The following is a 24,265-nucleotide window of genomic DNA, read 5'->3' as shown; positions in this document are numbered from 1 at the left end:
ACCTTCATCGCCATGCCCAACGCCTGCAATCTGTTTGCCGGCTCCGATGCGCTTCGCGACTCTTCGAGTGTCCATCTATCGCGGAACGCCGGGCTCAGGGCAATGCGCTGATCCGCTCCAGCATGAGTTCGAAGAACGGCGCCGGGTCGATGCGCCGCAGCACGTTGCAGTTCTTGCGCCGGCCGGTCACGTGCCACCAGTCGACGACGGTCATGCCGATCGTCTCCGGCGAGACGATGTCGACCGTCACCGCGCACTGGCGCTGCTCATAGATCTGCGGCGCCAGCAGATAGCCGGTGACGCAGGCGTCGTGGATGGGGCGCGCCGGCGTTTCGAATTTGTGCGTGCCGTACTGGCGGAAGAAGTCGGCCAGGTTGGCGGCCTCGATCGCGGCGCGGCTGCCGGTGGCGCGCAGGCGATCGAGCCACTCGGGCGTCATCAGCGCGGTGTAGGTGCAGTCTATGCCCGCCATGGTCACCGGCACGCCGCTGTCGAAAACCTTGTGCGCCGCATGCGGGTCGACGAAGATGTTGAACTCGGCCGCGGGTGTGGCGTTGCCGCCCTGGAAGAAGCCACCGCCCATCAGCACGACTTCGCGCAGCCGGGGCACAATTCTCGGCTCCATGGTCATGGCCATGGCGAGATTGGTCATCGGCCCGAGCGTGCAGACGGTCAACTCGCCCTCCGGCGCATCCATGATGGTGCGCACCATGTAGTTGACGGCGTGTTCGCCCTGCAGCGGCGTCACCGGTTCGGGAAGGTCGGCGCCGTCGAGACCGGTTTCGCCATGGACATACTCGGCCGTGATCAGCTTGCGCACCATCGGCGCCGGGCATCCGGCATGGACCGGCACGTCCGCGCGCCCGGCAAGCTCGACGACCTTGAGTGCATTCTTCGACGTCAGGGCCAGCGGCACATTGCCACCGACCGTGGTGATGCCGACCACGTCGAGCTCGGCCGGAGAGCCCAGTGCGAAAAGGATGGCGAACGCGTCGTCCTGGCCCGGATCGGTGTCGATGATGATCTTGCGTGGTGCCATGATGCCGCGACTCTCCTTTTGCGATCGAAAGCCTATTGATGAGGCCGTTCGGATGTGTAGAAATACAGTACTGTATCTTATGTTCAAGACAGGGTGTTCGAAAATGGATGCACAAGAGCGCGGTGATTTTTCCGAAATTCCGATCCTCGACGTTTCGGCGCTCTATGGCGACGACGAAGGCGCGATCCGGGCAACGGCGGCGACGCTGCGCCGCTATCTCGAGACGATCGGCTTCCTCTACGTGACCGGCCATCCCATTCCGCGCGCCGACGTCGAAGCCGTCCGCGAAGCCTCCAAGCGCTTCTTTGCCTTGCCCGAGGAGCAAAAGGCGAAGCTCAAGATCGACAAGAATTTCCGCGGCTTCCTGCCCTTTGCCGGCTCGACCATCGTGACCTCGTCGGTGGCGACCGTCAGCAAGCCGAACCAGAGCGAATCGATCTTCTTCATGCACGAGGTCGGCGCCGACGATCCCAGGGTCCTGGCCGAAAAGCCGCTGCAAGGCCCTAACCAGTGGCCGGACGAGGCCACCGTGGCGGGCTTCAGGCAGACGATCGAGCGTTATGTCGATGAGATGGGCACGCTAGCCCGCAAGATGGTCCGCGCCATCGCGCTCTCGCTCGGACTGCCCTCCGACAGCCTCGACCGCTATTTCGAGCAGCCGACGACCTTCCTGCGGCTGCTGCACTATCCGACCCAGCCTCAGGAAGAAGGGCTCTTCGGTTCGGCGCCGCATACCGACTATGGCTTCATCACCTTGCTGGCTCAGGACAATGTCGGCGGCCTCGAGGTCAAGAACAAGGCGGGCGATTGGGTTCCCGCGCCTCCGGTCCCGGATTCCTTCGTGATGAATGTCGGTGACATCCTTGCACGCTGGTCCAACGACCAGTTTGTCTCGACGCCGCACCGCGTCATCAACCGGTCGGGACGCGAGCGCTATTCGCAACCCTTCTTCTTCGATCCCTCCATGGACGAAACCATCGAGGCGCTGCCGGTCTGCGTGCCGGCCGGCACGCAGCCGAAATACGCGCCGGTGCTCTACGGCGACTATCTGATGGAGCGCATCGACAAGAACTACCACTATCGCAAGAAGAAGGCGGCCGAAGCGGCAGGCGTGTAAGCGAATGTCGAGCCCGAGCCGGTCCCAGAACGGAGGCCGGCTCGGGCTTTGCCTGGTGAAGACTGCAAACAAGCAAGAAAGGGGAACAGCAATGAATGCATATCTGCGAACGGCCAGCCTTGCGCTGGCGATATCCACCATGGCCTGGGGCGGGGTTTCTCGGGCCGCCGAGGTTGCGAAATCCACCGACGTCAAGCAGAGCGGCACGCTCGCTGTCGCCAACACGCTGGACTATGCGCCGTTCGAATATCTCGATGCCGACGGCAAGCAGACCGGCATCATCATCGAACTCGCGGGCGAGGTGGCCAAGCTGGTCGACGCCAAGCTTGATGTTCAGCGCACGCCATTCCCCTCGATGATCCCCGGCCTGGCCGCAGGTCGCTTCAAGATCGCCTGGGAGACGTTCTCGGCCACGCCCGAACGGCTGAAACAGGTCGATTTCGTCATGTTCCTGAAGGCCGGCCTCGCCGTCTCGACGTCGCCCGACAAGAAGGCGAGCTTCAGCGGCGACACGCCGCTCTGCGGCAAGCGCATCGGCGTTTCGGCCGGCAGCGCCTCCGACTTCCTGGTCGACAAGCTCGGCAAGGAGTGCACCGACAAGGGCCAGGCGGCCATCGAGAAGTCGGTCTTCAACTCCTCGACCGATATCGTCCAGGCCGTGCTGTCCGACCGTGTCGACGCCCGCATGGACGATGCGACCGCGTCGAGCTATTTCGAGGTGACGAGCAAGGGCCAGCTGGTGGTGTTGCCGACGCTTTACGAGGTCGCGCCTCTCGGCATGGCGATCGCCAAGGACGACAAGGAAACCGCCGACATGATGGTGGGCGCGCTCGCCGAGCTGTTCAAGAACGGCACTTACAAGGCTATCCTCGACAAATACGGCATGGGCGCTTACGCCATCAAGGAACCCTACTTCGTCGGGACCATGGACGCGCTGCGCGCCGAATAGAAACGACCCGGCGCCTGACCGTCGGTCAGGCGCCGGCCAGCAATCAGGAGACGATTGATGGGCGTGGCCCACCCGACCGAGATCGGCGTCGAGCCGGGCGTTGCCGCTGCCGTGTCACGACTGACCGTCGTGCCGCAGCGCCGTTATGGCATCTGGATCGGCACGGCGTTCGCCTTGCTGCTGGCGTTCCTCATCATTCGCGCCTTCGCCAGCAATCCGGCCTTCGCCTGGAGCACGGCCGCCGGCTATCTCTTCCACCCCTCGATCATGCGTGGCCTTGGCAACACGCTGGTGCTCACCGTCATCATCATGGTGTTGGCGATCGTGGTCGGCACTGTCATCGCCATCATGCGGGTATCGCCAAGTCAGGTGCTGCGCGCCTTCGCGGGCGTCTATGTCTGGTTCTTCCGGGGTGTCCCGGCCCTGATCCAGCTGATCTTCTGGTTCAACCTGTCGCTGCTGGTGCGCGAAATTTCGCTCACTCTGCCTTTCCTGGGCACGCTGTTTTCCGTACGCACCAATGATTTCATGACCCCGTTCTTCTCCGCTGTCGTTGCGCTTTCGCTGTGCGAGGCCGGCTACATGGCCGAGATCATCCGCGCCGGCATCAAGTCCGTGCCGTCGGGCCAGTCGGAAGCGGCGAGCGCGCTCGGCATGCCCTACCGCATGATCCTGAAGCGCATCACCCTGCCGCAAGCCATGCGCTTCGTGCTGCCGCCGACCGGCAACGAGGCGATCAACCTCCTGAAGATGACCTCGCTGGTGACGTTCATCGCCGTTGATGACCTGTTCTATACGGCACAAAGCATCTATGCCCGTACCTTCGAGACGATCCCGCTCCTGATCGTGGTCGCCTTCTGGTACCTCGCCGTGGTCAGCATCATGTCGGTCGGACAGCATTTCCTGGAGCGCCATTTCGGCCGCAGCGACACGCGCCGGGATCCCCTGACGATGCGCGCCTTGCGCAACTTGATCAGCCTGCGCGGCGTTGCCCGATGAGCGACGTGAAGTCCGAAAATCGCGCCCGCTTCGGCGTCCCGGCTGATTCCATGGTGTTCGCGCGCGGCGTGCGCAAAACCTATGGCCAGCTTGAAGTGCTCAAGGGCGTCGACTTCGACGTCGCCGAGGGAACGGTGGCCTGCATCATCGGTCCGTCGGGATCCGGCAAGAGCACGTTCCTGCGTTGCATCAACCATCTGGAAAAACTCAGCGGCGGCATCCTGTTGGTGGACAGCCAGTTCGTCGGCTACGACCTCCAGGGCGACAAGCTCTACGAGGTCAAGGACGATCTCCTGTGTCAGCGCCGGGCCGAGATCGGCATGCTGTTCCAGTCGTTCAACCTGTTCTCGCACATGACGGTGATGGAGAACCTGATCGAGGCGCCGACACAGGTGCGGCGCATCCCCGTCGACCAGGCCACGGCCGAGGCGGAAGTGCTGCTGCGCCGCGTCGGCCTTGCCGACAAGGTCGACCGCTATCCGCGCGAACTGTCCGGCGGCCAGCAGCAGCGCGTGGCGATCGCGCGTGCCATGGCGATGAAGCCGAAGGTGCTTTTGTTCGACGAGCCGACATCGGCGCTCGACCCCGAACTTGTCGGCGAGGTGCTGCAGGTGATGCGCGATCTGGCCGAGAGCGGCATGACCATGGTCGTCGTCACCCACGAGATCGGCTTTGCCCGCGAGATCGGCGATCAGCTCGTCTTCATGGACGGCGGCGTGATCGTCGAGCGCGGCGCGCCGCGCGAGATGATCGCCAGCCCGAAATCGCCGCGCACCCGCGAGTTCCTGTCCCGGGTTCTGTGACGCCTGGCTTCACGCGGCCAACACCGCCGTGCCGAGACTGCGGATGATCTTGGCGAGTTCGACGCACTCCCCATGCCTTGCATTGTTGCGTCGCCAGGCAAGGCAGATCATGCGTTGCGGCATCGGCTCCTGGAACGGCACGATCTTGAGGTCGGGGATGGTGCCGGCGGGGCCGGCCGCCATTTCGGGGATGAGCGTGACGCCGAGGCCATGCGCCACCATCTGCAACAGCGTGGTCAGGCTGGTGGCGCCGTAGCTTGCCATCGCCACCGGACGCACATTGCCGCAGACCGCCAGCGCCTGTTCGCGCAGGCAATGCCCTTCCTCCAGCAGCATCAGCCGCTCCAGTGCCGGGCTTTCAGGCGGAACCGGCGGCGAGGCGAAGGCCGGATCGCCAGCTGGCACGGCGAGGAAAAACCGGTCGGGAAACAGTGCCTCGGTGGTCAGGCCAGGATGATCGAGCGGAAGTGCCGCGATGAAAGCGTCGAGCTTGCGCGATGCGGTGTCCTCGACCAGGGAGGTTGTGACGGCCTCGCGCAATTCGAGCAGCAAGGCCGGAAAATGCTTCTTCAGTTCGGGCAGGGCGCGCGGCAGAAGATAGGGCGCGACAGTCGGGATGATGCCCAACCGGAAGCGCCCCTCCATGGCCGTGCGGCCGCGCCGGGCTGTCGTTTCGACGTCGCGTATGTCGGCCAGGATGCGTTCGATACGCGGCAAAAGGGCGACCGCCTCGTCGGTCATTCGGACCGACTTGCCGCCGCGCTCGAACAGCCGGCAGTTCAGCCGTTGCTCCATCTCCGCGATCTGAGAGGACAGCGCCGGTTGGCTGACACCGGCGAGTTTTGCCGCGCGCCCGAAATGCAGCGTCTGCGCCAGCGCGTCGAAATAGTGCATCTGTCGGACAGTCAAGCCTATCATAAGAAAAGCCTATCGAAATGAACAGGAAAGGCAATTTGTTTTTATCAGCAATGCGGCCTAGTCTGGAATCGTTCCAGATTGGTGCGGTCGCTGGCCGGCCCCAAGATCTTGGCAAAAATCAACCTCGGCAAAGTCAAACCTCGGCAAAATCGGAGCAGTAAGATGGACGCGAAAACCGACGACAACAGCGCGGGCAAATGCCCTGTGGCGCATGGATCCGCCGGCCGGACCAACCGTGACTGGTGGCCGAACCAGCTGAATGTTCAGATCCTGCATCAGCAATCGTCTCTGTCCGACCCGATGGGCGAGGCGTTCGACTATGCCGAGGAATTCAAGAGCCTCGACCTCGACGCTGTCATCAAGGATCTGCATGCGTTGATGACGGATTCGCAGGAATGGTGGCCGGCCGACTTCGGCCATTACGGGCCGCTGTTCATCCGCATGGCGTGGCACAGCGCCGGCACCTACCGCATCGCCGACGGCCGCGGCGGCGCCGGAGCCGGCCAGCAGCGTTTCGCGCCGCTGAACAGCTGGCCGGATAACGTCAACCTCGACAAGGCCCGCCGGCTCCTGTGGCCGATCAAGCAGAAATATGGCCGCAAGATCTCCTGGGCCGACCTTCTGATCCTGACCGGCAACGTCGCGCTGGAATCGATGGGCTTCAAGACCTTTGGCTTTGCCGGCGGCCGCGCCGATGTGTGGGAGCCCGAGCAGGACGTCTACTGGGGGCCCGAAGGCAAGTGGCTGGCAGACGAGCGCTACAGCGGCGACCGTGACCTGCAGAACCCGCTCGGTGCCGTGCAGATGGGCCTGATCTACGTCAACCCGGAAGGGCCGAACGGCAAGCCCGATCCGCTGGCTTCGGCGCGTGATATCAGGGACACCTTCGCCCGCATGGCGATGAACGATGAGGAAACCGTCGCGCTCATCGCCGGTGGCCACACATTCGGCAAGACCCATGGCGCTGGCGATGCGGCACTTGTCGGCGTCGAGCCGGAAGGTGCCGACATCGAGCAGCAGGGTCTTGGCTGGGCGAGCAAATTCGGCACCGGCAAGGGCGGTGACGCCATCGGCAGCGGTCTGGAAGTCATCTGGACGACGACGCCGACCAAATGGAGCAACAACTTCTTCGACAATCTGTTCGGCTTCGAATGGGAGCTGACCAAGAGCCCGGCCGGCGCGCATCAGTGGACGCCGAAGGGTGGCGCGGGCGCCGGCACGGTGCCGGACGCGCACAATTCGGCCAAGCGCCACGCGCCCTCCATGCTGACCACCGACCTCGCTTTGCGCTTCGATCCGTCTTACGAGACGATCTCGCGGCGCTTCCACGAGAACCCGGATCAGTTCGCCGACGCATTCGCCCGCGCCTGGTACAAGCTGACCCACCGCGACATGGGCCCGGTCGCGCGCTATCTCGGCCCGCTCGTCCCCAAGGAAGAGCTGCCCTGGCAGGACATCATCCCGGCGGTCGACCATGTGCTGATCGACGAGCAGGATGCCGAAGCGCTCAAGGCCAGGATCCTGGCCTCCGGCCTGTCGGTGTCGCAGCTGGTCTCGACGGCGTGGGCTTCGGCCTCGACCTTCCGTGGTTCCGACAAGCGCGGCGGCGCCAATGGCGCGCGCATCCGCCTCAGCCCACAGAAGGACTGGGCCGTCAACCAGCCTGCCGAGCTCGCCAAGGTGCTCGACAAGCTCGGAGCGATCGCCAAGGACTTCAACGCCGCACAGACCGGCGGCAAGAAGGTCTCGCTTGCCGACCTGATCGTTCTCGGCGGCAACGCGGCAATCGAGAAAGCCGCGAAGGCCGCCGGCCACAATGTGGACGTTCCCTTCTGGCCGGGCCGCATGGACGCCTCGCAGGAGCAGACCGACATCCACTCCTTCGCGCCGCTGGAACCGACCGTTGACGGTTTCCGCAATTATGTCAGCGGCAAGCAGCGGCTGACCGTCGAGGAGGCGCTGGTCGACCGTGCGCAGTTGCTGACGCTGACGGCGCCGGAATTGACCGTCCTCGTCGGTGGACTGCGCGTTCTCGGCGCCAATGCCGGGCAGTCCAAGCATGGTGTCTTCACCAAACAGCCGGAAACGCTGAGCAACGACTTCTTCGTCAACCTGCTCGACATGGGCACGGAGTGGAAGGCTACGTCCGATGCCAAGGACGTGTTCGAAGGCCGCGACCGCAAGACCGGTGAAGTCAAGTGGACCGGCACCCGTGCCGACCTCATCTTCGGCTCACACTCGCAGCTGCGCGCTCTTGCCGAAGTCTATGCGACCGCGGACGCCAAGGCGAAGTTCGCGAAAGACTTCGTCGTGGCATGGACCAAGGTGATGAACGCCGACCGCTTCGACATCGCCGGCTGATCCGGAAAGAGCTCTATCCAACAAAAAAGGCGCGGGCCATGGCCCGCGCCTTTTGCATTCAGGCTCTTGAGATCAATCCTTCTCGAAGACGCGCGCCTTGGCGACGACGCCGGCGATGGCGCCGCCGATCAGCGGGGCGACGATGAACAGCCAGAGCTGGCTGAGCGCGGCACCGCCGGTGAACAGCGCCGGGCCGATGGAGCGGGCCGGATTGACCGAGGTGCCGGTGACCGGGATCATGGCGAAGTGGATGCCGGCCAGCGTCAGGCCGATGACCAGGCCGGCAAACGCCGTCGAGTGCTTTTCAGCCGTAACGCCCAGGATCACCGTGACGAAGGTGAAGGTGCCGATCAGCTCCCAGAGGAAGGCCGAGCTCATGCCCCATTTCGCCACGTCCCAGCCATTGGCGCCAAAGTTGGTGATGGGTTCGCTGGTCTTGCCGGAAACGATGATCCACAGTGCCAGCGAAGCCAGGATGGCGCCGATGACCTGCGCGATCCAGTAGGGGATGACGTCCTTGGCCGGCAGCCGGCCGGCGAGGAAGACGCCGAGCGTCACCGCCGGATTGAGATGCGCGCCCGAAATCGGGCCGATCGCGTAGGCAGCGGCGATGAGGCCGATGCCGAATGCCAGACCGATGCCTTCCTGGCCGAGCGGCAGCGCGCCGCCGAAGCCGCCCGTCACCACCGATGCCGTACCGATGAACACCAACAGAAATGTGCCTAGAACTTCCGCCAAATAAGTTTTCATTGCCCTCTCCTCGTAGCGATCCGCCGGTCCGCGTTTTCCACGCCGCGAATCATGGTGTGAAGAGTATTACCAACCGAAAAACTTGGAAAGCAGAGCGGTTGCCCCACAGGTCGTGCTTGCAGTCGGCAGTTACGAACATTAGACACCTTGCATTTATTGATCGATCTGCTGTTGCCGGTCCGCGAGATGTATTGATCGGACGGATTTCAGGCTGCCTCTTCGTCGCGAGACGGAGCGGGGTTCAATCCGGACGCGAAAGGCTCTAAGAGCAGGCGATAGATCACGATTTGATGGAATGATCGATGCGACTGGGCGGACGGCTGGCTGCGGCCATCGAAGTGCTGGAGGACATTGGCCGGCGTCACCGGCCGGTGGCCGATGCGCTGAAGGATTGGGGCCTGTCACATCGCTTCGCTGGCGGCGGTGATCGCGCGGCCATCGGCAACATCGTCTACGACGCGCTGCGCCACAAACGCTCCGCCGGCTGGCTGCTCGGCGAAGATACGCCGCGCGCCATCGGCTTTGGCGCGTTGCTGCTCGAGTGGAGCCAGACGGCGCAGTCGCTCAACGACGCGCTCGACGGTGACAAGTTCGCACCGCCGCTGCTCAGCACCACCGAGCTGCAGACGATCGCCGGTCGCCGGCTTGCCGATGCCCCATCTGCGGTGCGGGCCGACATACCCGATTGGTGCGAACCGCTTTTCGAACGGGCCTTTGGCGAGGCATGGGTCGGGGAGGGCGCGGCGCTGGCGACCCGCCCGCCGCTCGACATCAGGGTCAACACGCTGCAGGCGGATCGTGCCAAGGTCCTCAAGGAGCTGGCCGATACCGGGGCGCGGGCCGCGCGGATCGCGCCGCTCGGCATCCGCATTCCGCCGATCGATGGCGACGGCAGGCACCCGAACGTACAGTCCGAGCCGGCCTTCCAGAAAGGCTGGTTCGAGGTGCAGGACGAGGGCTCGCAAATAGCGGCCGCGCTTGCCGGCGCCGAGGCTGGCATGCAGGTGCTGGACTTCTGCGCCGGCGCCGGCGGCAAGACACTGGCGCTGTCGGCATCGATGGGCAATACAGGCCAGATCTTTGCCCACGATGCCGAAAAGGCGCGGCTGGCGCCGATCTTCGACCGCATCCGCCGCTCGGAAAACCGCAATGTGCAGGTCGTGACCAGGCCGGCCGAACTCGCTCCGCTCTCTGGCCATATGGATGTCGTGCTGGTCGACGCGCCCTGCACCGGCAGCGGCACCTGGCGGCGCCGTCCCGATGCGAAATGGCGGCTGACGCAAAGGCAGCTCGACGCCCGCAAGGGTGAGCAGTCGGCGATCCTCGATGCCGCCAAGGCGTATGTGAAGCCCGGCGGCCTGCTTATCTATATCACCTGCTCGGTGTTCGACGAGGAGAACGGCGAACAGGTCGCCGCGTTTCGCGAGCGCGACAGCGGCTTTGCCCCGCTCGATCACCGCGCTTTGTGGGATGGCCATTTTCCGGGGCACGAGGCTGCAGCGCGGGTCGGCACTGGCGAGGATATTTCGCTGTCACCGGCATTGAGCGGCACTGACGGGTTTTACTTCTGCGCCATGCGCAAGGCGAGTTGAACGCTGCCGTTGACAAGGAGCGCCAGTGCCCCAGTTGCAGATGCGCGGCGCCGTGTCGCTCTGGGGTGGGATTCTTGAAAAAATATCTGTCGCTGCTGCCTTTCCTTGTCCTGGTGATCGGTGGAGGCTTGCTGATCGGCTATGCGACGTTGCCGGGTGCCTGGTATGCATCGCTGGTCAAACCGCCCTTCAATCCGCCCAACTGGGTTTTCGCGCCCGTCTGGACACTGCTCTACGTGCTGATCGCGGTGGCCGGCTGGCGAACGTGGGAGCGAGCACCGGCGGGAGCGGCGATGAAGATCTGGGGCGTCCAGCTCGCCCTGAATTTCCTGTGGTCGCCAACCTTCTTCGGAGCAAGGATGATGGGACCCGCCTTGGTCGTCATCATGCTTCTTCTCGCCAGCATCGTGCTGTTCATCGTGAGAGCCTGGAACCGCGACCGGCTTTCGGGCTGGCTGTTCGTGCCTTATGCGGCATGGGTGGCCTTCGCCACCGTGCTCAACGCCTCGCTTGTCTGGTTGAACTAGGCCCCTCCAATGTCGTTTTGTTGCAGTGCAGCAAAAGCATTTGCCTGCCGCCCGTGCCTCTGCGATAAGCTTCTCCGGCAAAACTGAAGGCAATTGCGATGGCAGCAAAGATCGTACCGGCTCCGGACTATGAGGATCGCGTCAGGGCGTCTTTCGCGCGCCAGCAGGCGATGGCCACGATCGGCGCCGAACTGACACTGGTGACGCCCGGCATCATCGAAATCGAGATGCCCTATTCGGCGGCATTGACCCAGCAGCACGGCTTCCTGCATGCCGGCGTCATCTCGACGGCGCTGGATTCGGCTTGCGGCTATGCGGCCTTTTCCCTGATGCCGGAAAATTCCGGGGTGCTCACCATCGAATTCAAGGTCAACCTTTTGGCGCCGGGCAGGGGCGAGCGCTTCCTGTTTCGCGGCTCGGTGACCAAGCCTGGCCGCACCATCATCGTCGCCGATGGCCAGGCCTACGCCTTTGCCGCCGACGGCGAAGCCAAGCTGATCGCGACCATGACGGGGACGATGATGACGGTGGTAGGCCGCGATGGGATTGCGGGCTGATGGCTAATGTTACGCGAATTGGCGGCAAGGATGTCCTCTTCGTCATGGCGGCGCAGGCCGAATATGGCCCGCATCTGCAAAAACTGTTCACGCCGCTGATGACGGGTGTCGGGCCGGTCGAGGCCGCCGTCCGGCTAGGCGCCGAGCTGTCCTGGCTGAAGTCGGAAAAGGCGTTGCCGGACCTCGTCGTGTCGCTCGGCTCGGCCGGCAGCCGGACCCTGGAACAGACGGAAATCTATCAGGCCGTCTCGGTCGGTTATCGCGACATCGATGCTTCGCCCTTGGGTTTCGAGAAAGGCGCGACCCCGTTCCTCGACCTGCCGGTCATCGTGCCGCTGCCGCTGCGGATACCCGAAATCAGGCAAGCCACGCTGTCCACCGGCGGCGCGATCATCACCGGTGCTGCCTACGACACGATCGCGGCCGAAATGGTCGACATGGAAACCTTCGCCTGCCTGCGCGCCTGCCAACTGTTCGATGTGCCCCTGATCGGGCTGCGCGGCATTTCAGACGGCGCGGCTGATCTCAGGCATGTCGGCGACTGGACGGAATATCTGCACGTCATCGACGAGAAGCTGGCCGAGGCCGTCATGCACCTCGAACGGGCGATCGGGTCGGGCTTGTTGCGGACTGCTCCATCCAACGACCAGGCCAGACCCGTCTGAAAGTCAGGCTACGCAACCCATTGCGCAGACTCATTTCTTTCTCTAAACGCTCGCCATGACAACAGCCAATCACCCCGATACCGTCCTGATTGTCGATTTCGGCAGCCAGTTTACGCAGCTCATCGCCCGCCGCATCCGCGAGGCCGGCGTGTTTTCCGAGATCGTGCCGTTCCAGTCGGCCGAAGCGGCGTTCAAGCGCATCAATCCCAAAGCCGTGATCCTGTCCGGCGGTCCGGCCTCGACATCGGATATCGGCAGCCCGCGCGCGCCGCAGATCGTCTTCGATGCCGGCGTGCCGGTGCTTGGCATCTGCTATGGCCAGATGGCCATGTGCGTGCAGATGGGCGGTGTCGCCGAAAGTTCCAACCATCGCGAATTCGGCCGAGCCTTCGTCGAGATCGAGAAGGACAGCCCGCTGTTCGAGGGCCTGTGGGCGACGGGCCAGCGGCATCAGGTCTGGATGAGCCATGGCGACCGCGTCATCGCCCTGCCGCCGGGTTTTCAGGTCTTCGGCAAGTCGGAAAGTTCGCCCTTCGCCATCTTCGGCAACGTCGAGCGCCGCATGTACGGCATCATGTTCCATCCCGAGGTTGTGCATACGCCCGATGGCGCGAGGCTGCTCAGGAACTTCGTCCACAACATCGCCGGCATCGAGGGCGACTGGACGATGCGCGCCTACCGCGAGCACGCGGTCGAGGCGATCCGCAAGCAGGTCGGCAAGGGCAAGGTCATCTGCGCGCTGTCGGGCGGCGTGGACTCCTCGGTCGCGGCACTGCTGATCCACGAGGCGGTCGGCGACCAGCTCACCTGCATTCTCGTCGACCACGGCCTGATGCGCAAGGACGAGGCGGCAGGTGTGGTGGCGATGTTCCGCCAGCACTACAATCTGCCGCTGATCCTGGTCGATGCCTCGGAAAAATTCATCTCGGCGCTGGAAGGCGAGGTCGACCCCGAAAAGAAGCGCAAGACCATCGGCCGGCTGTTCATCGAAGTGTTCGAGGAAGAGGCAAAGAAACTTGGCGGCGCCGACTTCCTGGCGCAAGGCACGCTCTATCCCGACGTCATCGAAAGCGTCTCCTTCACCGGCGGTCCGTCGGTGACCATCAAGTCGCACCACAATGTCGGCGGCCTGCCCGAGCGCATGAATATGAAGCTGGTCGAGCCGCTGCGCGAACTGTTCAAGGATGAGGTGAGGGCGCTCGGCAAGGAACTCGGCCTGCCCGAGAGCTTCATCGGCCGCCATCCGTTCCCGGGTCCTGGCCTTGCCATCCGCTGCCCGGGCGGCATCACGCGCGAAAAGCTGGAGATCCTGCGCGAAGCCGACGCCATCTATCTCGACGAGATCCGCAAGGCTGGCCTCTACGATGCCATCTGGCAGGCCTTTGCCGTGCTCTTGCCGGTGCAGACCGTCGGCGTGATGGGCGACGGCCGCACCTACGAATTCGTCTGCGCGTTGCGCGCCGTTACCTCGGTCGACGGTATGACGGCGGACTTCTATCACTATGACATGGCCTTCCTGGGCGCCGCCGCCACGCGCATCATCAACGAAGTCCGCGGCATCAACCGTGTCGTCTACGACGTGACGTCGAAGCCGCCGGGTACGATCGAGTGGGAGTGATTCAGGCCCATCCAAACGCCACCGGAGATGCGCCGAAATACGACGCAAGCCGTTGAAATAAAGAATAAATCCTCTCCAGGACATTCGGCGCCTATCGGCACTTAGAGTTTGCCGTTGGCGGCCCGCCTGACGGGCCTCGACCATATTGCCCCGACCAATTTTTCAAAGTACCGTCACGGCCAATGAGACTCGTGACGGCACTTTTCATTTTAACTTATTGAAAAAAATAGGAAAATCCTGCCAAGAGCCCGCGGTCATGGCGGATGAGGACGTTTTCGAGACCTTCCTCCTGAAGGAGTTCGAGCGCCTTCTTGAGGCCAATGATTTTTGGTCCAACCCATCCAAGCAGTGATCGGAGACGGCTGAAACACAACCGAAAAGCGATTTAATTCACTATCTAGCGAGTGAGGATTGACTCGTGTATCACATTGATTGATTCTTGGATTGACTTGGAATGCGTCGAATTGCCAAGGCTCGCTTCACAGCGCGCGAAATGGATGCGCTGGCGTCGGTTGTTAAGCGGATGCATTGTGGCGCCCAGCCTACCTCGCAGGATCACTTGCCTTGGTTGGACTTTCGAATGTATCCGCTGCTGGACTGGCGCGGTCCGTTCGCCGGTGAATTGGAAAGGGTATCAGCTTGTCTCAGGAGAGCGGCGTAAGGCGCAAGCGTGCCACGAAAGCAGAGCAACGAGCCGAGACGATCGAGCAGATTCTCGACACCGCCGAATTCCTCTTCTCAAAGCATGGACTGCATGGAGTCGCACTGAAGGACGTCGCTCGAGCCGTCGGTGTGCACCACACGCTGATCAATTACTACTTCACCGACAAGAAGATGCTTTTTGACGCTGTCTTTGCGCGCAGGGCTGCGGTCACCAGCGATCGGCGGATGAAGGCGCTTGCCGACTATGACCGCGCAATGAAAGGCAAGCCTACGGTAGAGGGCGCGTTGCACGCCTTTCTCGACACCGATCTCGACCTCTACATCGAAGGCGACGAGGGCTGGAAGAATTACGCTGCCTTGGGTGCCCAGGTGGCGAACACACCGCAATGGGGCGCCGAACTGATGGACAAGCACTTCGATCCCGTCGTGTTGCGACTGATTGACCTGCTCAAGAAAGCGCTTCCCGGATCCGCTGAAGAAGACATTTTCTGGGGATATCATTTCGTCACCGGAGCGCTGATGCTGACGCTCGCGCGAACCGGCCGCATTGACAAACTGTCCGGCGGACTGTGCCGGTCGGACGACTTTGTAGCAGTCAAGGAACGGATGGCAACGTTCATGGCGGCGGGCATCCGGTCCATCTGCGTGAAGCGGGAGGCTGCGGGCGACAGGCTGGGGGCGACGCGCAAGACCTGACCCGCTATCGCCTCGTGCGAAGCCACTCTGGCGGGCGCTGTCTCGGCACAATCCCGGACCAAGACCGGTGTGCGTGACCGCCATCTCCGGTCAAGCTGCTGTCGGGCACCCGATCCCAAGCGATATGGTCCCGGCGGCCGACTTCTCACCTTGAGATCATCCTGAAAATCGCCATCGCCGCCTGGGCGGGCGGCCGGTCGAAGCCGTCCGACGCCAGCGTTGCCGGCAGGCGGATCATCCTTGCGACAAATAACATTCGCTATCTTGTTAGTGAATGTAATTCTTGCTACAGCTTCGCCCGGGAGGAGAGGACATGCAACGCAAAGCAGGGATTGCGGGCTTGATCGGTGTGGGCTGCGCGATGCGTCCCCACGCAACCGTTGCGTCTCGCTTGTCAGGCCGTCGAGGAGCCTTCCGGTCGCCGGCCGGCGCGTGCGGAGCCGTTGATACGATCGGCTCGGACGGCGCCTGCCATGACTGAGACCGTGCTGGGGAAAATGACGGGCAGACGTGAGGTCGGCATGCTCGAGCGCGTCGTGCTCGTCGTGACCTTTGCCCTGGCGGTCTTGTTCGCTCTCTTCATCGATGGATTTGCGACCTCTGGAAACCTGCTGGTCATCCTGTCCAATTCCACCTCGCTCGTCATGCTGAGCTGCGGCATGGCCGTCGTGATCATATCGAGGGGCTTGGATCTGTCCCTGATCGCCCAGATGGTGGCAGGGGCAACCATCTTCAGCATCCTGGTTACCGGCGGCAGCCCGGCCTCGCTGGCGTTGCTGGTGGCGGTCGCCGCCATGGTCCTGGTCGGAATCGTGAACGCCTTTCTAATCGCCTATGTAGGCATTCCAGCCATGCTGGCCACATTGGCGTCGGCCATGTTCATCACCGGCCTGTTTCGGTTCGCGATCCTGCGTGGCGAATTCATCCTGCTGCTGCCGAAATCCAACCCCGCGGTGCTCTTCCTGTCGGGAAACATCCTGCCCGGCGTGACGGTACCGGTCGCGCTGATGCTCGCCACCCTTGTGGCGACCGGGGTGCTGCTCAGCTACTCGACGGCCGGGCGCATTATATACGCCATGGGCGACAATTATCAGGCCGCCCGCCTGACCGGCCTGCCGGTAAGGACGACAACCGTGGTGGTGTATGTCTTTGCCGCCGTCACGGCGCTCCTGGCCGGCCTTGTCACCTCGGCGGCCAGCGGCGCGGTTGACTTCCGGACCGTCTCGAACGGAACCCTGCTATTTGATGTAATCCTTGTCGTGGTGCTCGGCGGCATACCGCTTCGGGGTGGCCGCGGCGGCCTCAGGAACATCCTGGTCGGGGCGGCACTCATCGCCATACTGCGCAATGGGATGACGCTCATGAACTTTACCACCCAGATGCAGGACGCCCTGAGGGGGCTGGTCCTCATCCTTGCAATCGTCATCGACAATTATCTGAACCCCAGGGACACCGAAACGGACACCGTTGGCGATCTTTAAAGACTGATAATCAAACCAAGGAGGAGAACATGGTCTATAGAATTGGAAATCGCGTCCGAACCGCAGCTATGGCTTTTCTGATCGCGGCGACCGCGGCGATGGGTTCAACCGGATCGACCTCGGCGGGCACCGACCTCGCCGGCAAGAAGGTGATCTTCATACCGATCGCCATGGGTATTTCGCTGACCGAAGGGTGGGCGCGCCGCATGAAGGAGGATGCGGCGTTGCATGGCTACACCCTCGAGATCCGCGATCCCGCCTTCAACAGCGGCGCAATGGCCGAACTTCTGGCCAAGGCGATCAGTGAAAAGCCTGATGTTCTGGTCGTTCACAATCCGACGGTTCAGTTGCTGGCTCGCCAGATCAAGCAGGCCGAGGCCGCGGGCATCAAGGTCCTGCAGCTCAACCTGCAGTCCAACCAGCCATCTTCCGCATTCGTCGGCGCCAACTGGACCCGCATTGGCCACGACGTCGCGGAGGACATCGTCAAGGAGTGCGGCGCAGGCAGCGGCAAGTCGGGCAAGGTGGCCATCATCCCCGGTCAGTTGACCGCGGCCGACAGCGTCATGATGAACGATGCGGCCTTCAAGGTGTTCAAGGATCACCCCGAGATCCAGGTTGTCTCCAACCAGGCGTCCGACTGGGAGCCAGAGAAGGCGCGCCAGATCACGGCAACCGTGCTGCAACAGCATCCAGACCTCTGCGCCATCTTCGGCCACTGGGATGTTCATACGATGGGCGCCGGCCATGCCGTCAAGGACGCTGGGCTTGAGGACAAGGTGCTGGTCTACGCAACGGGCGGTGGCGACAACGTCACCTGCAAGGCGGTGGAGGACAAGATTCTCGACCGGGTGTGGAGCTACGACGCCGACGGGCAGGGCCGCGATGCGGCCACGGTGATCGACCTGCTGCTGCAGGGAGCCGCCGCCGCGGACGGGTCCATGCTGACGGTGGATTCACCTCTCAAGATCATCAAGGGCGGCCCCACATACGATGCTAGCTTGTGCTGGAAAATGTGAGCGACGGCCAGTCGCTGACATAACGGACTCCGCGGGGCTCTCCAGCCCCGCCTTTTCCATCGCCTGGAACGCGCCATGCCCGCTGAAATCGACTTCGCCAGCCTGCCAAGGCAACACGTACCCCTGTTCGTGGTGTCGCCGCGGCGCATTCTGGCGGACATCCTCGCCAAGGGATGGATCGAGAGTACAATTCCGTTCCTGGCCCTTCTGTGCGTGTTGATCGGCATCGCACTGACGACGGACGGCTATTTCTCGCCGGCCAACCTGCAGAATCTCGCGCAGTATGCCGCCGATGGCGGGCTCGTCGTCCTGGCGCTTCTGATTGTCGTCGCGGTTGGCGGCATCGATCTCTCGGTCGGCTCGAACTTCGCCATGTCGGCCTTCGTCGCGCTCTACTGCTTCCACATTCTCAACCTGCCGGTTCCTGCCGTGTTGGTGCTTACCCTTGCGGCCGGCGCCGCGGTCGGCATGACGAATGGCATCGTCGCCGGCCTGCTCGGCTGTGGCGCGTTGTTGACGACGCTCGGGACAATGATCACCGTCAGGGCATTGTTTGCGCTCGCCGCCCAGGCTGAACTCGTGGAAATATCGACGAGCAGCCGCACCGATGACCTTTGGGACTGGATTGGCTTCGAGAAGTTCCTGGCCGTCCCAATCGGAGCTTGGTGCCTGATCGCCGTGGCGGCGCTGGTGTTCGTCATGTTTCGCCAGCTTCGCTTCGGCTGGCATATCCTCGCGGTCGGTGGGAACCGCAAGGCCGCGCGCCATGGTGGTATCCCTGTCAGGACGACCATTTTCCTGGCCTACCTCCTGGCGGGATTTATCGTCGGTCTGGCCGGCTTTCTGTTTGCGGCACGTCAAAACAGCATCAGCGTCGCCGACACCGGCATCGGCATGGAGTTTTTCGCGCTGACGGCTCTCGTGGTCGGCCTTGGCGGCTTCGTTCCCGGCAAGGGTTCGCCCGTGACGGTGCTCATCGGCTTCACGACGATCTACCTCCTGAACAACGCGATGATCAATGCAGGCTTCCGTGGCGATTTCGTCCAGTTCTGCATGGGCGCCATCATCATCGTGATCCTGACGATCGACGTCCGATTCCGCAAGAACCGGCACCGCTTGCTGGCCTCGAGCTACCTCGATCCCATCGTGCTCGATGCCGGGCCGGTCGAGGGCATGCGCGGATTGATGCCGGATGAGATGGCCCCGCGGCTGAAGGGCGCGGAAATCCTGGCTTCCGGGCGCGTTGACGGACCCGAGGATGTTATTCTCGACGCTGAAGGGAACCTCTATTGCGGTAACCGCAATGGCTGCATCCTGAAAATCGCCGCACCGACCTATTCGGATGTAAGCGTGCTGGCCAAGATTGGCGGGCGCCCACTTGGGCTGGCCTTCGACCGGGAAGGGCGGATCGTCACCTGCGTTGCCGGAATGGGACTGATCCGCGTCACCATGGCAGGCGACGTCGAACTGTTGACGGACGAGACGTCACGCAGCCTCTTCAGTGTCCAGGACGACACCGCAATCCGTATGGCCGACGATCTGGACATAGGACCCGATGGCACGATCTATTTCACAGACGCAACGAAGCGCTACGACATTGAAAACTGGGGAATGGACCTTCTTGAAGGGCGGCCCAACGGCCGTCTCCTCAGCCATGACCCGAAATCCGGGAAAACCCGGACCATCTGCGACAATCTGGTGTTTCCAAACGGTGTGTGCCTGACACATGACGGCAAGCACCTGCTGGTCGCCAGTACGTGGAACTGCTCGATCCTGATCTTCGATCTCGCCAAGTTGTCGGATGGGCCACGCATCTTCCTCAAAGGTCTGCCGGGTTATCCCGACAACATCAACCGGGCGTCGGATGGCGGCTACTGGGTGGCGCTGGCCGGGATGCGCAATCCGCTCTTCGACCGGGTGCTGAAACACCCGGGCCTGCGACGGCGCATGACAAGGCGCGTGCCTCCGACAAACTGGCTCTTCGGCAACCTCAACATCGGAGGCGTGCTCAAGATAGACGGGCTGGGCAAGATAGTGGATGCACTTTGGGATGCTCCCGATGGACCTCTCTACATGATCACATCGATGCGCGAGCACGAAGGCTCTCTGTTCCTCGGCGGCGTGACCAACGACAAGATCGGTCGGCTCGCCCTAGAAGGCGCCAACGCACGGTGGACCGGGCCTGCGAGCTATTGGGGGAGGGACCGTTGATGCTCTTCGCACGCAAGGCCAAAGATACTCCCGGAATGACGCTGGAAGGGGTTCTTGGCCCCAACCACCGGCTGGACGACGCGGATGCCATCCCTGTGGAGAAGCCGGAAGCATTGTCCGTATCAGCCGAAGGCCACCTGCTGTTCAGTTCCGGCAGTCAGATATTTCGCCTGCACCGATGGCGCGACGCACCGGAAGCCTGGACGCGGTTCGACCAACCCGTGTCCGCCCTGTCGTGCAGCGCCGACGGCCTTGTCGCGGTCGGTCTGCAAGGTGGCTCCATCGCGGTCGTCGACCAGAGCGGGCAGGCGGTCGATGGCTGGTCCGCGCCGCAGGATCTCGTCTCTGTGAGCGATTGCGCCTTCCTGTCCAGCGACGAGATCGCTGTCGTCGACAATGGCTACCGCGACGATCAAAACGTGTTGTCCATCGCGCCATGGGATGAAGTGCCTCGCGGGAAGGTCGTGGTGGTGGGCCGCTTCAAGGAGCCGCGCATCGTTGCGCGAGCATTGCACTGCCCGATGGGCATCACCCCAGACTTCGCCGGCGGCCTCATCGTCTCCCAACTCGACCGGGCCAGCATCGTCGATCTTTCAGGCCGCACTCTCCAGTCTGGCTATCCCGGCTATCTCGGCCGCATTCGCAAGACCGACACCGGATACGCGATGGCCTGCCTGTCGAGGCGTGATCCCTTGATCGAATTCCTGAAGACGGAGCCGGTGTTCGTTTCGGATATGAAGGCCAATCTCGATCCGCGCTACTGGATCTCGCCGCGAGCCACGCCGGAAATCAGCCACGACTTCCCAATCGAACTGGGGGCGGCCCGGCTCTTCGGTGACGTAAAACCCTGGGCGCCTTCATTTTCATATGGGCTGGTGATCGAACTGGACGAGGCCCTGATGCCGATCGCCTGCGCGCATTCGCGCGCCAACGGAAGGCGGCATGCGATCTGCGATGTCTGTTCGTGGAACAAGAACCTGATTGCCGTCAGCCGGGCCAGCGGCGAAATCCTCAATCTCGGTTCTGGGAGCGTGCCATGACAGCCCAGCCCATCGTCAGCCTTGAGAATGTCACGAAGACGTATGGCAACACCGCGGCGCTTGCCGATGCGAGCTTTGATTTGATGGCTGGCGAGATTCACGCCCTGGTCGGAGAGAATGGCGCTGGAAAGTCGACGCTATGCAAGCTGATCGCCGGCGTGATCTCGCCATCCGAGGGCATTCTCAGGATCGATGGCCAGCCGGTGGTTTTCTCTTCACCCAGGGATGCGAGCGGGCAGGGGATTTCAATGGTCTACCAGGAGACCAGCCTGGTGCCGCAACTCACCGTCGCCCAGAACATGGTCCTGGGCCGCGAGCACATGTTCAACTCGGTACGGCGGGTGCGCAGTGCTGCCCGGCAAGTTCTGCAGCGACTGAATTTCAAGGTCGACCCCGCGCAGCTTGCAGGGACGCTCTCCGCAGCCAAACGGCAAATGGTCGAGATCGCCCGCGCGGTGCTGAACAAGGCAAGGGTCATCATCCTTGACGAACCCACGGCGGCCCTGACCCCGGAGGAAACCGATCATCTCTTCGACCTGATGAAGTCGCTGCAGCGAGACGGTGTGGCGATCGTCTTCATATCGCATGCGCTGGAAGAGGCCCTGACCTATGCGGACAGAATCTCCGTTCTGAGAAACGGACGCATGATGACCACCGGGCCGGCCGCCGATTTCAATCGCGGCATGCTCATCCACCACATGATCGGCGATGAACTGAAAGAGCAGGACAAGGCCCCGGCGGCAAGGCGTCCGCCCCGGTCCGCCTTGCCGGTGCTGCGCGTGGAAAACATCCGCATGGGCAGCATGGTCAACAGCATGTCCTTCTCGATCTTCCCCGGCGAGATCACAGGCCTGGCAGGCTTGATCGGCTCGGGCAGGAGCGAAGTCGCCAAGGTCATCATGGGACACACAAAGCGCAATTTCGGCGGTGGCCGTATCTGGCTCGACGGCCGCGAAGTGCGCTACGGCCTCCCGGCTCAGGCAGTGGCCGATGGGATCGCCTATATCAGCGAGGATCGCAAGCTCGACGGTTTCTTCGACACGCTGAGCGTGGCGGAAAACATCGGCTTGGGTTGGCTGGCCAAGTTCGGAGGTCGTCGCATCCTTGCTCCACGGGCAAGGATGCGAGCCTTGGCAAGCGAGTGGGTGGACAGGCTTTCAATCCGGAGCATCGGCGTCGAACGACCGGTCCTGTATCTTTCCGGCGGCAACCAACAGAAGGTGGTCATCGCCAAATCACTCATTCAGAAGCCGAAGCTGGTTATCTTCGACGAGCCGACGCGCGGGGTGGATGTCGGGGCAATTGCCGAGATCCGCCAGATCATCCGCAGCTTTGCCGACAGCGGTGCCGGCGTCATTCTGATATCGTCCTATTTGCCGGAAATTCTGGAAACCTGCGACCGGATCCTGGTCGCCAAAAGCGGCACGATTGCCGCCGAGTTTTCACGGGCCGAGGCAAGCGCGGCCAGTATTCTCAATGCCGCGATTCACTGAGCGCGCCGCCCCCCGGTGACGGGAGGCGGAGCAGGACATCAATTAGACAGGTCAATCCATGTTATTAACTGGCTCGATAGTGAATTTCATACCGATTGCCTCGGGTGGAAAGGGCGATCGCAGACGAATGATCGTGGCCGGCTGCCCGGCGAGGTCGCGATGATGGACGGCACCGTCCAGCCCTTCTCGTTGACGCTCGAGAAGTTTCTCGAGCACGCCGCCAAATGGCATCCTCAAGCGGAGGTGGTAACCGGACGCGCGGGCGGCAAATCCGATCGAATTGGATACCTCGCCTTGAGGGATCGCAGCATGTGCATCTCGGCAGTGCTGCGGAGCTTCGGCATACGTGTTGGGGACCGGATCGCCACTCTCGCCTGGAACACCCAGGCTCATGTCGAGGTCTGGTACGCCTGCATGGGCATGGGCGCCGTCTGCCATACACTCAACCCGCGGCTGACCGGCGCGCAACTCGCTGCCATGGCGGGCTTGTCCAAAGCGCGAATCCTCGTCGTCAGTGCGGATCTCCTGCCGCTTGCCGCGGAGATGGTCGCCGCCGCGACGGACATCGAGCGCATCTGGGTGATCGACGGGGCAAGAGACTTCGTCGCCGAACCGCCGCTTTGCTCGCTCGACCTGCTGATTGCGCGGTCGCAGGGCGAGGCGGGCTGGGGTGGTTTCGACGAGACGTCTCCTTGCGGACTTTGCTTCACTTCGGGCACAACGGGCGCCCCCAAGGGGGTCACCTACACCCATCGCTCGAGCTTCTTGCACACGCTGCGGCTGTTGCAGGCCGATGTGATGGCCATCTCAAGCGCCGACAGCGTTCTTGCCGTCGTGCCGATGTTTCATGCCAACGCCTGGGGCCTTCCATTCGCGGTGCCGGCGGTGGGCGCAAGGCTGGTCCTGCCGGGACGCGCCATGGACGGCGCCAGCCTGGCGCGCCTGATTGTGGAGGAAGAGGTGACGATGGCAGTGGGCGTCCCCACCGTCTGGCTGGGCCTTGTCGAGCATGTCGAAGCGACCGGCATATCCATGCCGACGCTCAAGCGCATCACCGTTGGAGGAGCCCCCATCGCACCGGCGCTGATGGAGCGGATCGAAAGCCGCCTTGATGTGAAAGTGCAGACGAGTTGGGGAATGACCGAGCTCTCGCCGTCAGGCACGGTGGCGCCGCTTCACGAGCGATCGCAAGCGGGGCTCTCGGGCCGCCCCGCTATAGGCGTCGATCTGTTGCTGACCGACGTCGACGGACAGGCGCTGCCTCGGCAGCGCGGTGTTGAAGGCCAGTTGCGCGTGCGCGGTGCCGCTGTCGTTGAACGCTATTTCGGAGAGCAGGACAAGGCGAGCGATGCGAATGGCTGGTTTGCGACAGGCGATCTCGCGCGCATCGACGAAAGCGGCAATGTCGCGATTACGGGCCGGGTCAAGGACCTGATCAAATCCGGCGGCGAATGGATCAACCCGGCCGAGATCGAGGCGGTGATCGGCGCTCTCCCGGAGGTCGGGCTCGCAGCAGTGATTGGACGACCGGATCCGAAATGGGGTGAGCGCCCGATCCTTCTGGTCGAGATACGCGAGGCGCAGGTGATCAGCGACGAAGACCTTCTGGCTTCGTTGCAAGGGCATGTCGCGTCATGGTGTATTCCCGATGCGGTCTATCGACTGGAGCGCATGCCGCTCGCGGCCACCGGCAAGATAGACAAGATGCGACTGCGAGCCGAATACGGCGGCGGTTGATGTCGGTCACCAACAAATGTCGATGAACCG

Annotated in this window: 20 protein-coding genes; 17 read left to right on the top strand and 3 right to left on the bottom strand. The window is 62.9% G+C overall.

Annotation, left to right across the window (positions count from 1 at the left end; all coding sequences use genetic code 11):
* Window positions 1-94: 94 nt before the first annotated feature.
* A complete protein-coding gene (locus MesoLj_RS31985) occupies window positions 95-1,039 on the bottom strand; it encodes a nucleoside hydrolase (RefSeq protein WP_202323831.1) in 945 nt (314 codons plus the stop codon).
* Between the two features lie 103 nt (window positions 1,040-1,142).
* Between MesoLj_RS31985 and MesoLj_RS31980 the strand changes: the two genes are divergently transcribed.
* From MesoLj_RS31980 to MesoLj_RS31965, 4 genes are all read left to right on the top strand, one after another.
* Window positions 1,143-2,156 carry an isopenicillin N synthase family dioxygenase gene (locus tag MesoLj_RS31980; protein ID WP_202323830.1) on the top strand — a complete coding sequence of 338 codons (1,014 nt, stop codon included), beginning with the start codon at window positions 1,143-1,145 and terminating at the stop codon, window positions 2,154-2,156.
* Between the two features lie 91 nt (window positions 2,157-2,247).
* Complete coding sequence (locus MesoLj_RS31975; RefSeq protein WP_202323829.1) at window positions 2,248-3,105, top strand: ABC transporter substrate-binding protein; 858 nt, start codon at window positions 2,248-2,250, stop codon at window positions 3,103-3,105.
* 57 nt (window positions 3,106-3,162) lie between these two features.
* Window positions 3,163-4,104: an amino acid ABC transporter permease gene (locus tag MesoLj_RS31970; RefSeq protein WP_202323828.1), complete on the top strand. Its 942-nt coding sequence runs from the start codon at window positions 3,163-3,165 to the stop codon at window positions 4,102-4,104.
* 50 nt (window positions 4,105-4,154) lie between these two features.
* Complete coding sequence (locus tag MesoLj_RS31965) at window positions 4,155-4,907, top strand: amino acid ABC transporter ATP-binding protein (RefSeq protein WP_202327565.1); 753 nt, start codon at window positions 4,155-4,157, stop codon at window positions 4,905-4,907.
* A 9-nt stretch (window positions 4,908-4,916) separates the two neighbouring features.
* On the opposite strand, the gene MesoLj_RS31960 is transcribed toward MesoLj_RS31965, so the two are convergent.
* Window positions 4,917-5,825 (bottom strand): hydrogen peroxide-inducible genes activator, encoded by a 909-nt coding sequence (locus MesoLj_RS31960; protein ID WP_202323827.1) that lies wholly within the window; start codon window positions 5,823-5,825, stop codon window positions 4,917-4,919.
* Between the two features lie 162 nt (window positions 5,826-5,987).
* Here MesoLj_RS31960 and katG point away from each other — a divergent pair, with 162 nt between their 5' ends.
* Complete coding sequence (katG, locus tag MesoLj_RS31955; protein ID WP_202323826.1) at window positions 5,988-8,186, top strand: catalase/peroxidase HPI; 2,199 nt, start codon at window positions 5,988-5,990, stop codon at window positions 8,184-8,186.
* A gap of 72 nt (window positions 8,187-8,258) precedes the next feature.
* On the opposite strand, the gene MesoLj_RS31950 is transcribed toward katG, so the two are convergent.
* Entirely contained in the window at window positions 8,259-8,936 is a 678-nt protein-coding gene (locus tag MesoLj_RS31950; RefSeq protein ID WP_140774951.1) for an MIP family channel protein, read from the bottom strand.
* A gap of 302 nt (window positions 8,937-9,238) precedes the next feature.
* Between MesoLj_RS31950 and MesoLj_RS31945 the strand changes: the two genes are divergently transcribed.
* The 12 genes from MesoLj_RS31945 to MesoLj_RS31890 all read left to right on the top strand — a co-directional run bounded on the left by MesoLj_RS31945 (window position 9,239) and on the right by MesoLj_RS31890 (window position 24,235).
* Entirely contained in the window at window positions 9,239-10,528 is a 1,290-nt protein-coding gene (locus MesoLj_RS31945) for an RsmB/NOP family class I SAM-dependent RNA methyltransferase (protein WP_202323825.1), read from the top strand.
* A gap of 74 nt (window positions 10,529-10,602) precedes the next feature.
* Window positions 10,603-11,055: a TspO/MBR family protein gene (locus MesoLj_RS31940; RefSeq protein WP_202323824.1), complete on the top strand. Its 453-nt coding sequence runs from the start codon at window positions 10,603-10,605 to the stop codon at window positions 11,053-11,055.
* Between the two features lie 98 nt (window positions 11,056-11,153).
* On the top strand, window positions 11,154-11,612 hold the full coding sequence (locus MesoLj_RS31935; RefSeq protein ID WP_023686843.1) for a PaaI family thioesterase: 459 nt from the start codon (window positions 11,154-11,156) through the stop codon (window positions 11,610-11,612).
* Window positions 11,612-12,277, top strand: a complete 666-nt coding sequence (locus MesoLj_RS31930) for a 5'-methylthioadenosine/S-adenosylhomocysteine nucleosidase (RefSeq protein ID WP_202323823.1) — start codon at window positions 11,612-11,614, stop codon at window positions 12,275-12,277. The genes MesoLj_RS31935 and MesoLj_RS31930 overlap by 1 nt, the downstream gene beginning before the upstream one ends.
* A gap of 55 nt (window positions 12,278-12,332) precedes the next feature.
* On the top strand, window positions 12,333-13,895 hold the full coding sequence (gene guaA, locus MesoLj_RS31925; protein WP_056565210.1) for a glutamine-hydrolyzing GMP synthase: 1,563 nt from the start codon (window positions 12,333-12,335) through the stop codon (window positions 13,893-13,895).
* Window positions 13,896-14,534: 639 nt separating this feature from the next.
* Complete coding sequence (locus MesoLj_RS31920) at window positions 14,535-15,254, top strand: TetR/AcrR family transcriptional regulator (protein ID WP_202323822.1); 720 nt, start codon at window positions 14,535-14,537, stop codon at window positions 15,252-15,254.
* A gap of 473 nt (window positions 15,255-15,727) precedes the next feature.
* Window positions 15,728-16,735: an ABC transporter permease gene (locus MesoLj_RS31915; RefSeq protein WP_202323821.1), complete on the top strand. Its 1,008-nt coding sequence runs from the start codon at window positions 15,728-15,730 to the stop codon at window positions 16,733-16,735.
* A gap of 68 nt (window positions 16,736-16,803) precedes the next feature.
* The gene (locus MesoLj_RS31910) at window positions 16,804-17,754 is read left to right on the top strand and encodes a sugar ABC transporter substrate-binding protein (protein WP_181180059.1); all 951 of its coding nucleotides are present in this window, start codon (window positions 16,804-16,806) and stop codon (window positions 17,752-17,754) included.
* Window positions 17,755-17,829: 75 nt separating this feature from the next.
* Window positions 17,830-19,965: an ABC transporter permease gene (locus tag MesoLj_RS31905; RefSeq protein ID WP_202323820.1), complete on the top strand. Its 2,136-nt coding sequence runs from the start codon at window positions 17,830-17,832 to the stop codon at window positions 19,963-19,965.
* The gene (locus tag MesoLj_RS31900; RefSeq protein ID WP_202323819.1) at window positions 19,965-21,005 is read left to right on the top strand and encodes a hypothetical protein; all 1,041 of its coding nucleotides are present in this window, start codon (window positions 19,965-19,967) and stop codon (window positions 21,003-21,005) included. Before MesoLj_RS31905 ends, MesoLj_RS31900 begins: the two co-directional genes overlap by 1 nt.
* Window positions 21,002-22,498 carry a sugar ABC transporter ATP-binding protein gene (locus MesoLj_RS31895; protein ID WP_202323818.1) on the top strand — a complete coding sequence of 499 codons (1,497 nt, stop codon included), beginning with the start codon at window positions 21,002-21,004 and terminating at the stop codon, window positions 22,496-22,498. Before MesoLj_RS31900 ends, MesoLj_RS31895 begins: the two co-directional genes overlap by 4 nt.
* Window positions 22,499-22,513: 15 nt before the next feature.
* Window positions 22,514-24,235, top strand: coding sequence for an AMP-binding protein (locus tag MesoLj_RS31890; RefSeq protein WP_202323817.1), 1,722 nt, complete (start codon window positions 22,514-22,516; stop codon window positions 24,233-24,235).
* Window positions 24,236-24,265 lie beyond the last annotated feature (30 nt).

It is taken from the genome of Mesorhizobium sp. 113-3-9 (assembly GCF_016756515.1).
In the GTDB taxonomy this organism is placed as follows: domain Bacteria; phylum Pseudomonadota; class Alphaproteobacteria; order Rhizobiales; family Rhizobiaceae; genus Mesorhizobium.
The sequence above is the reverse complement of the archived record's forward strand: the minus strand, read 5'-3'. Positions and strand labels throughout refer to the sequence as shown.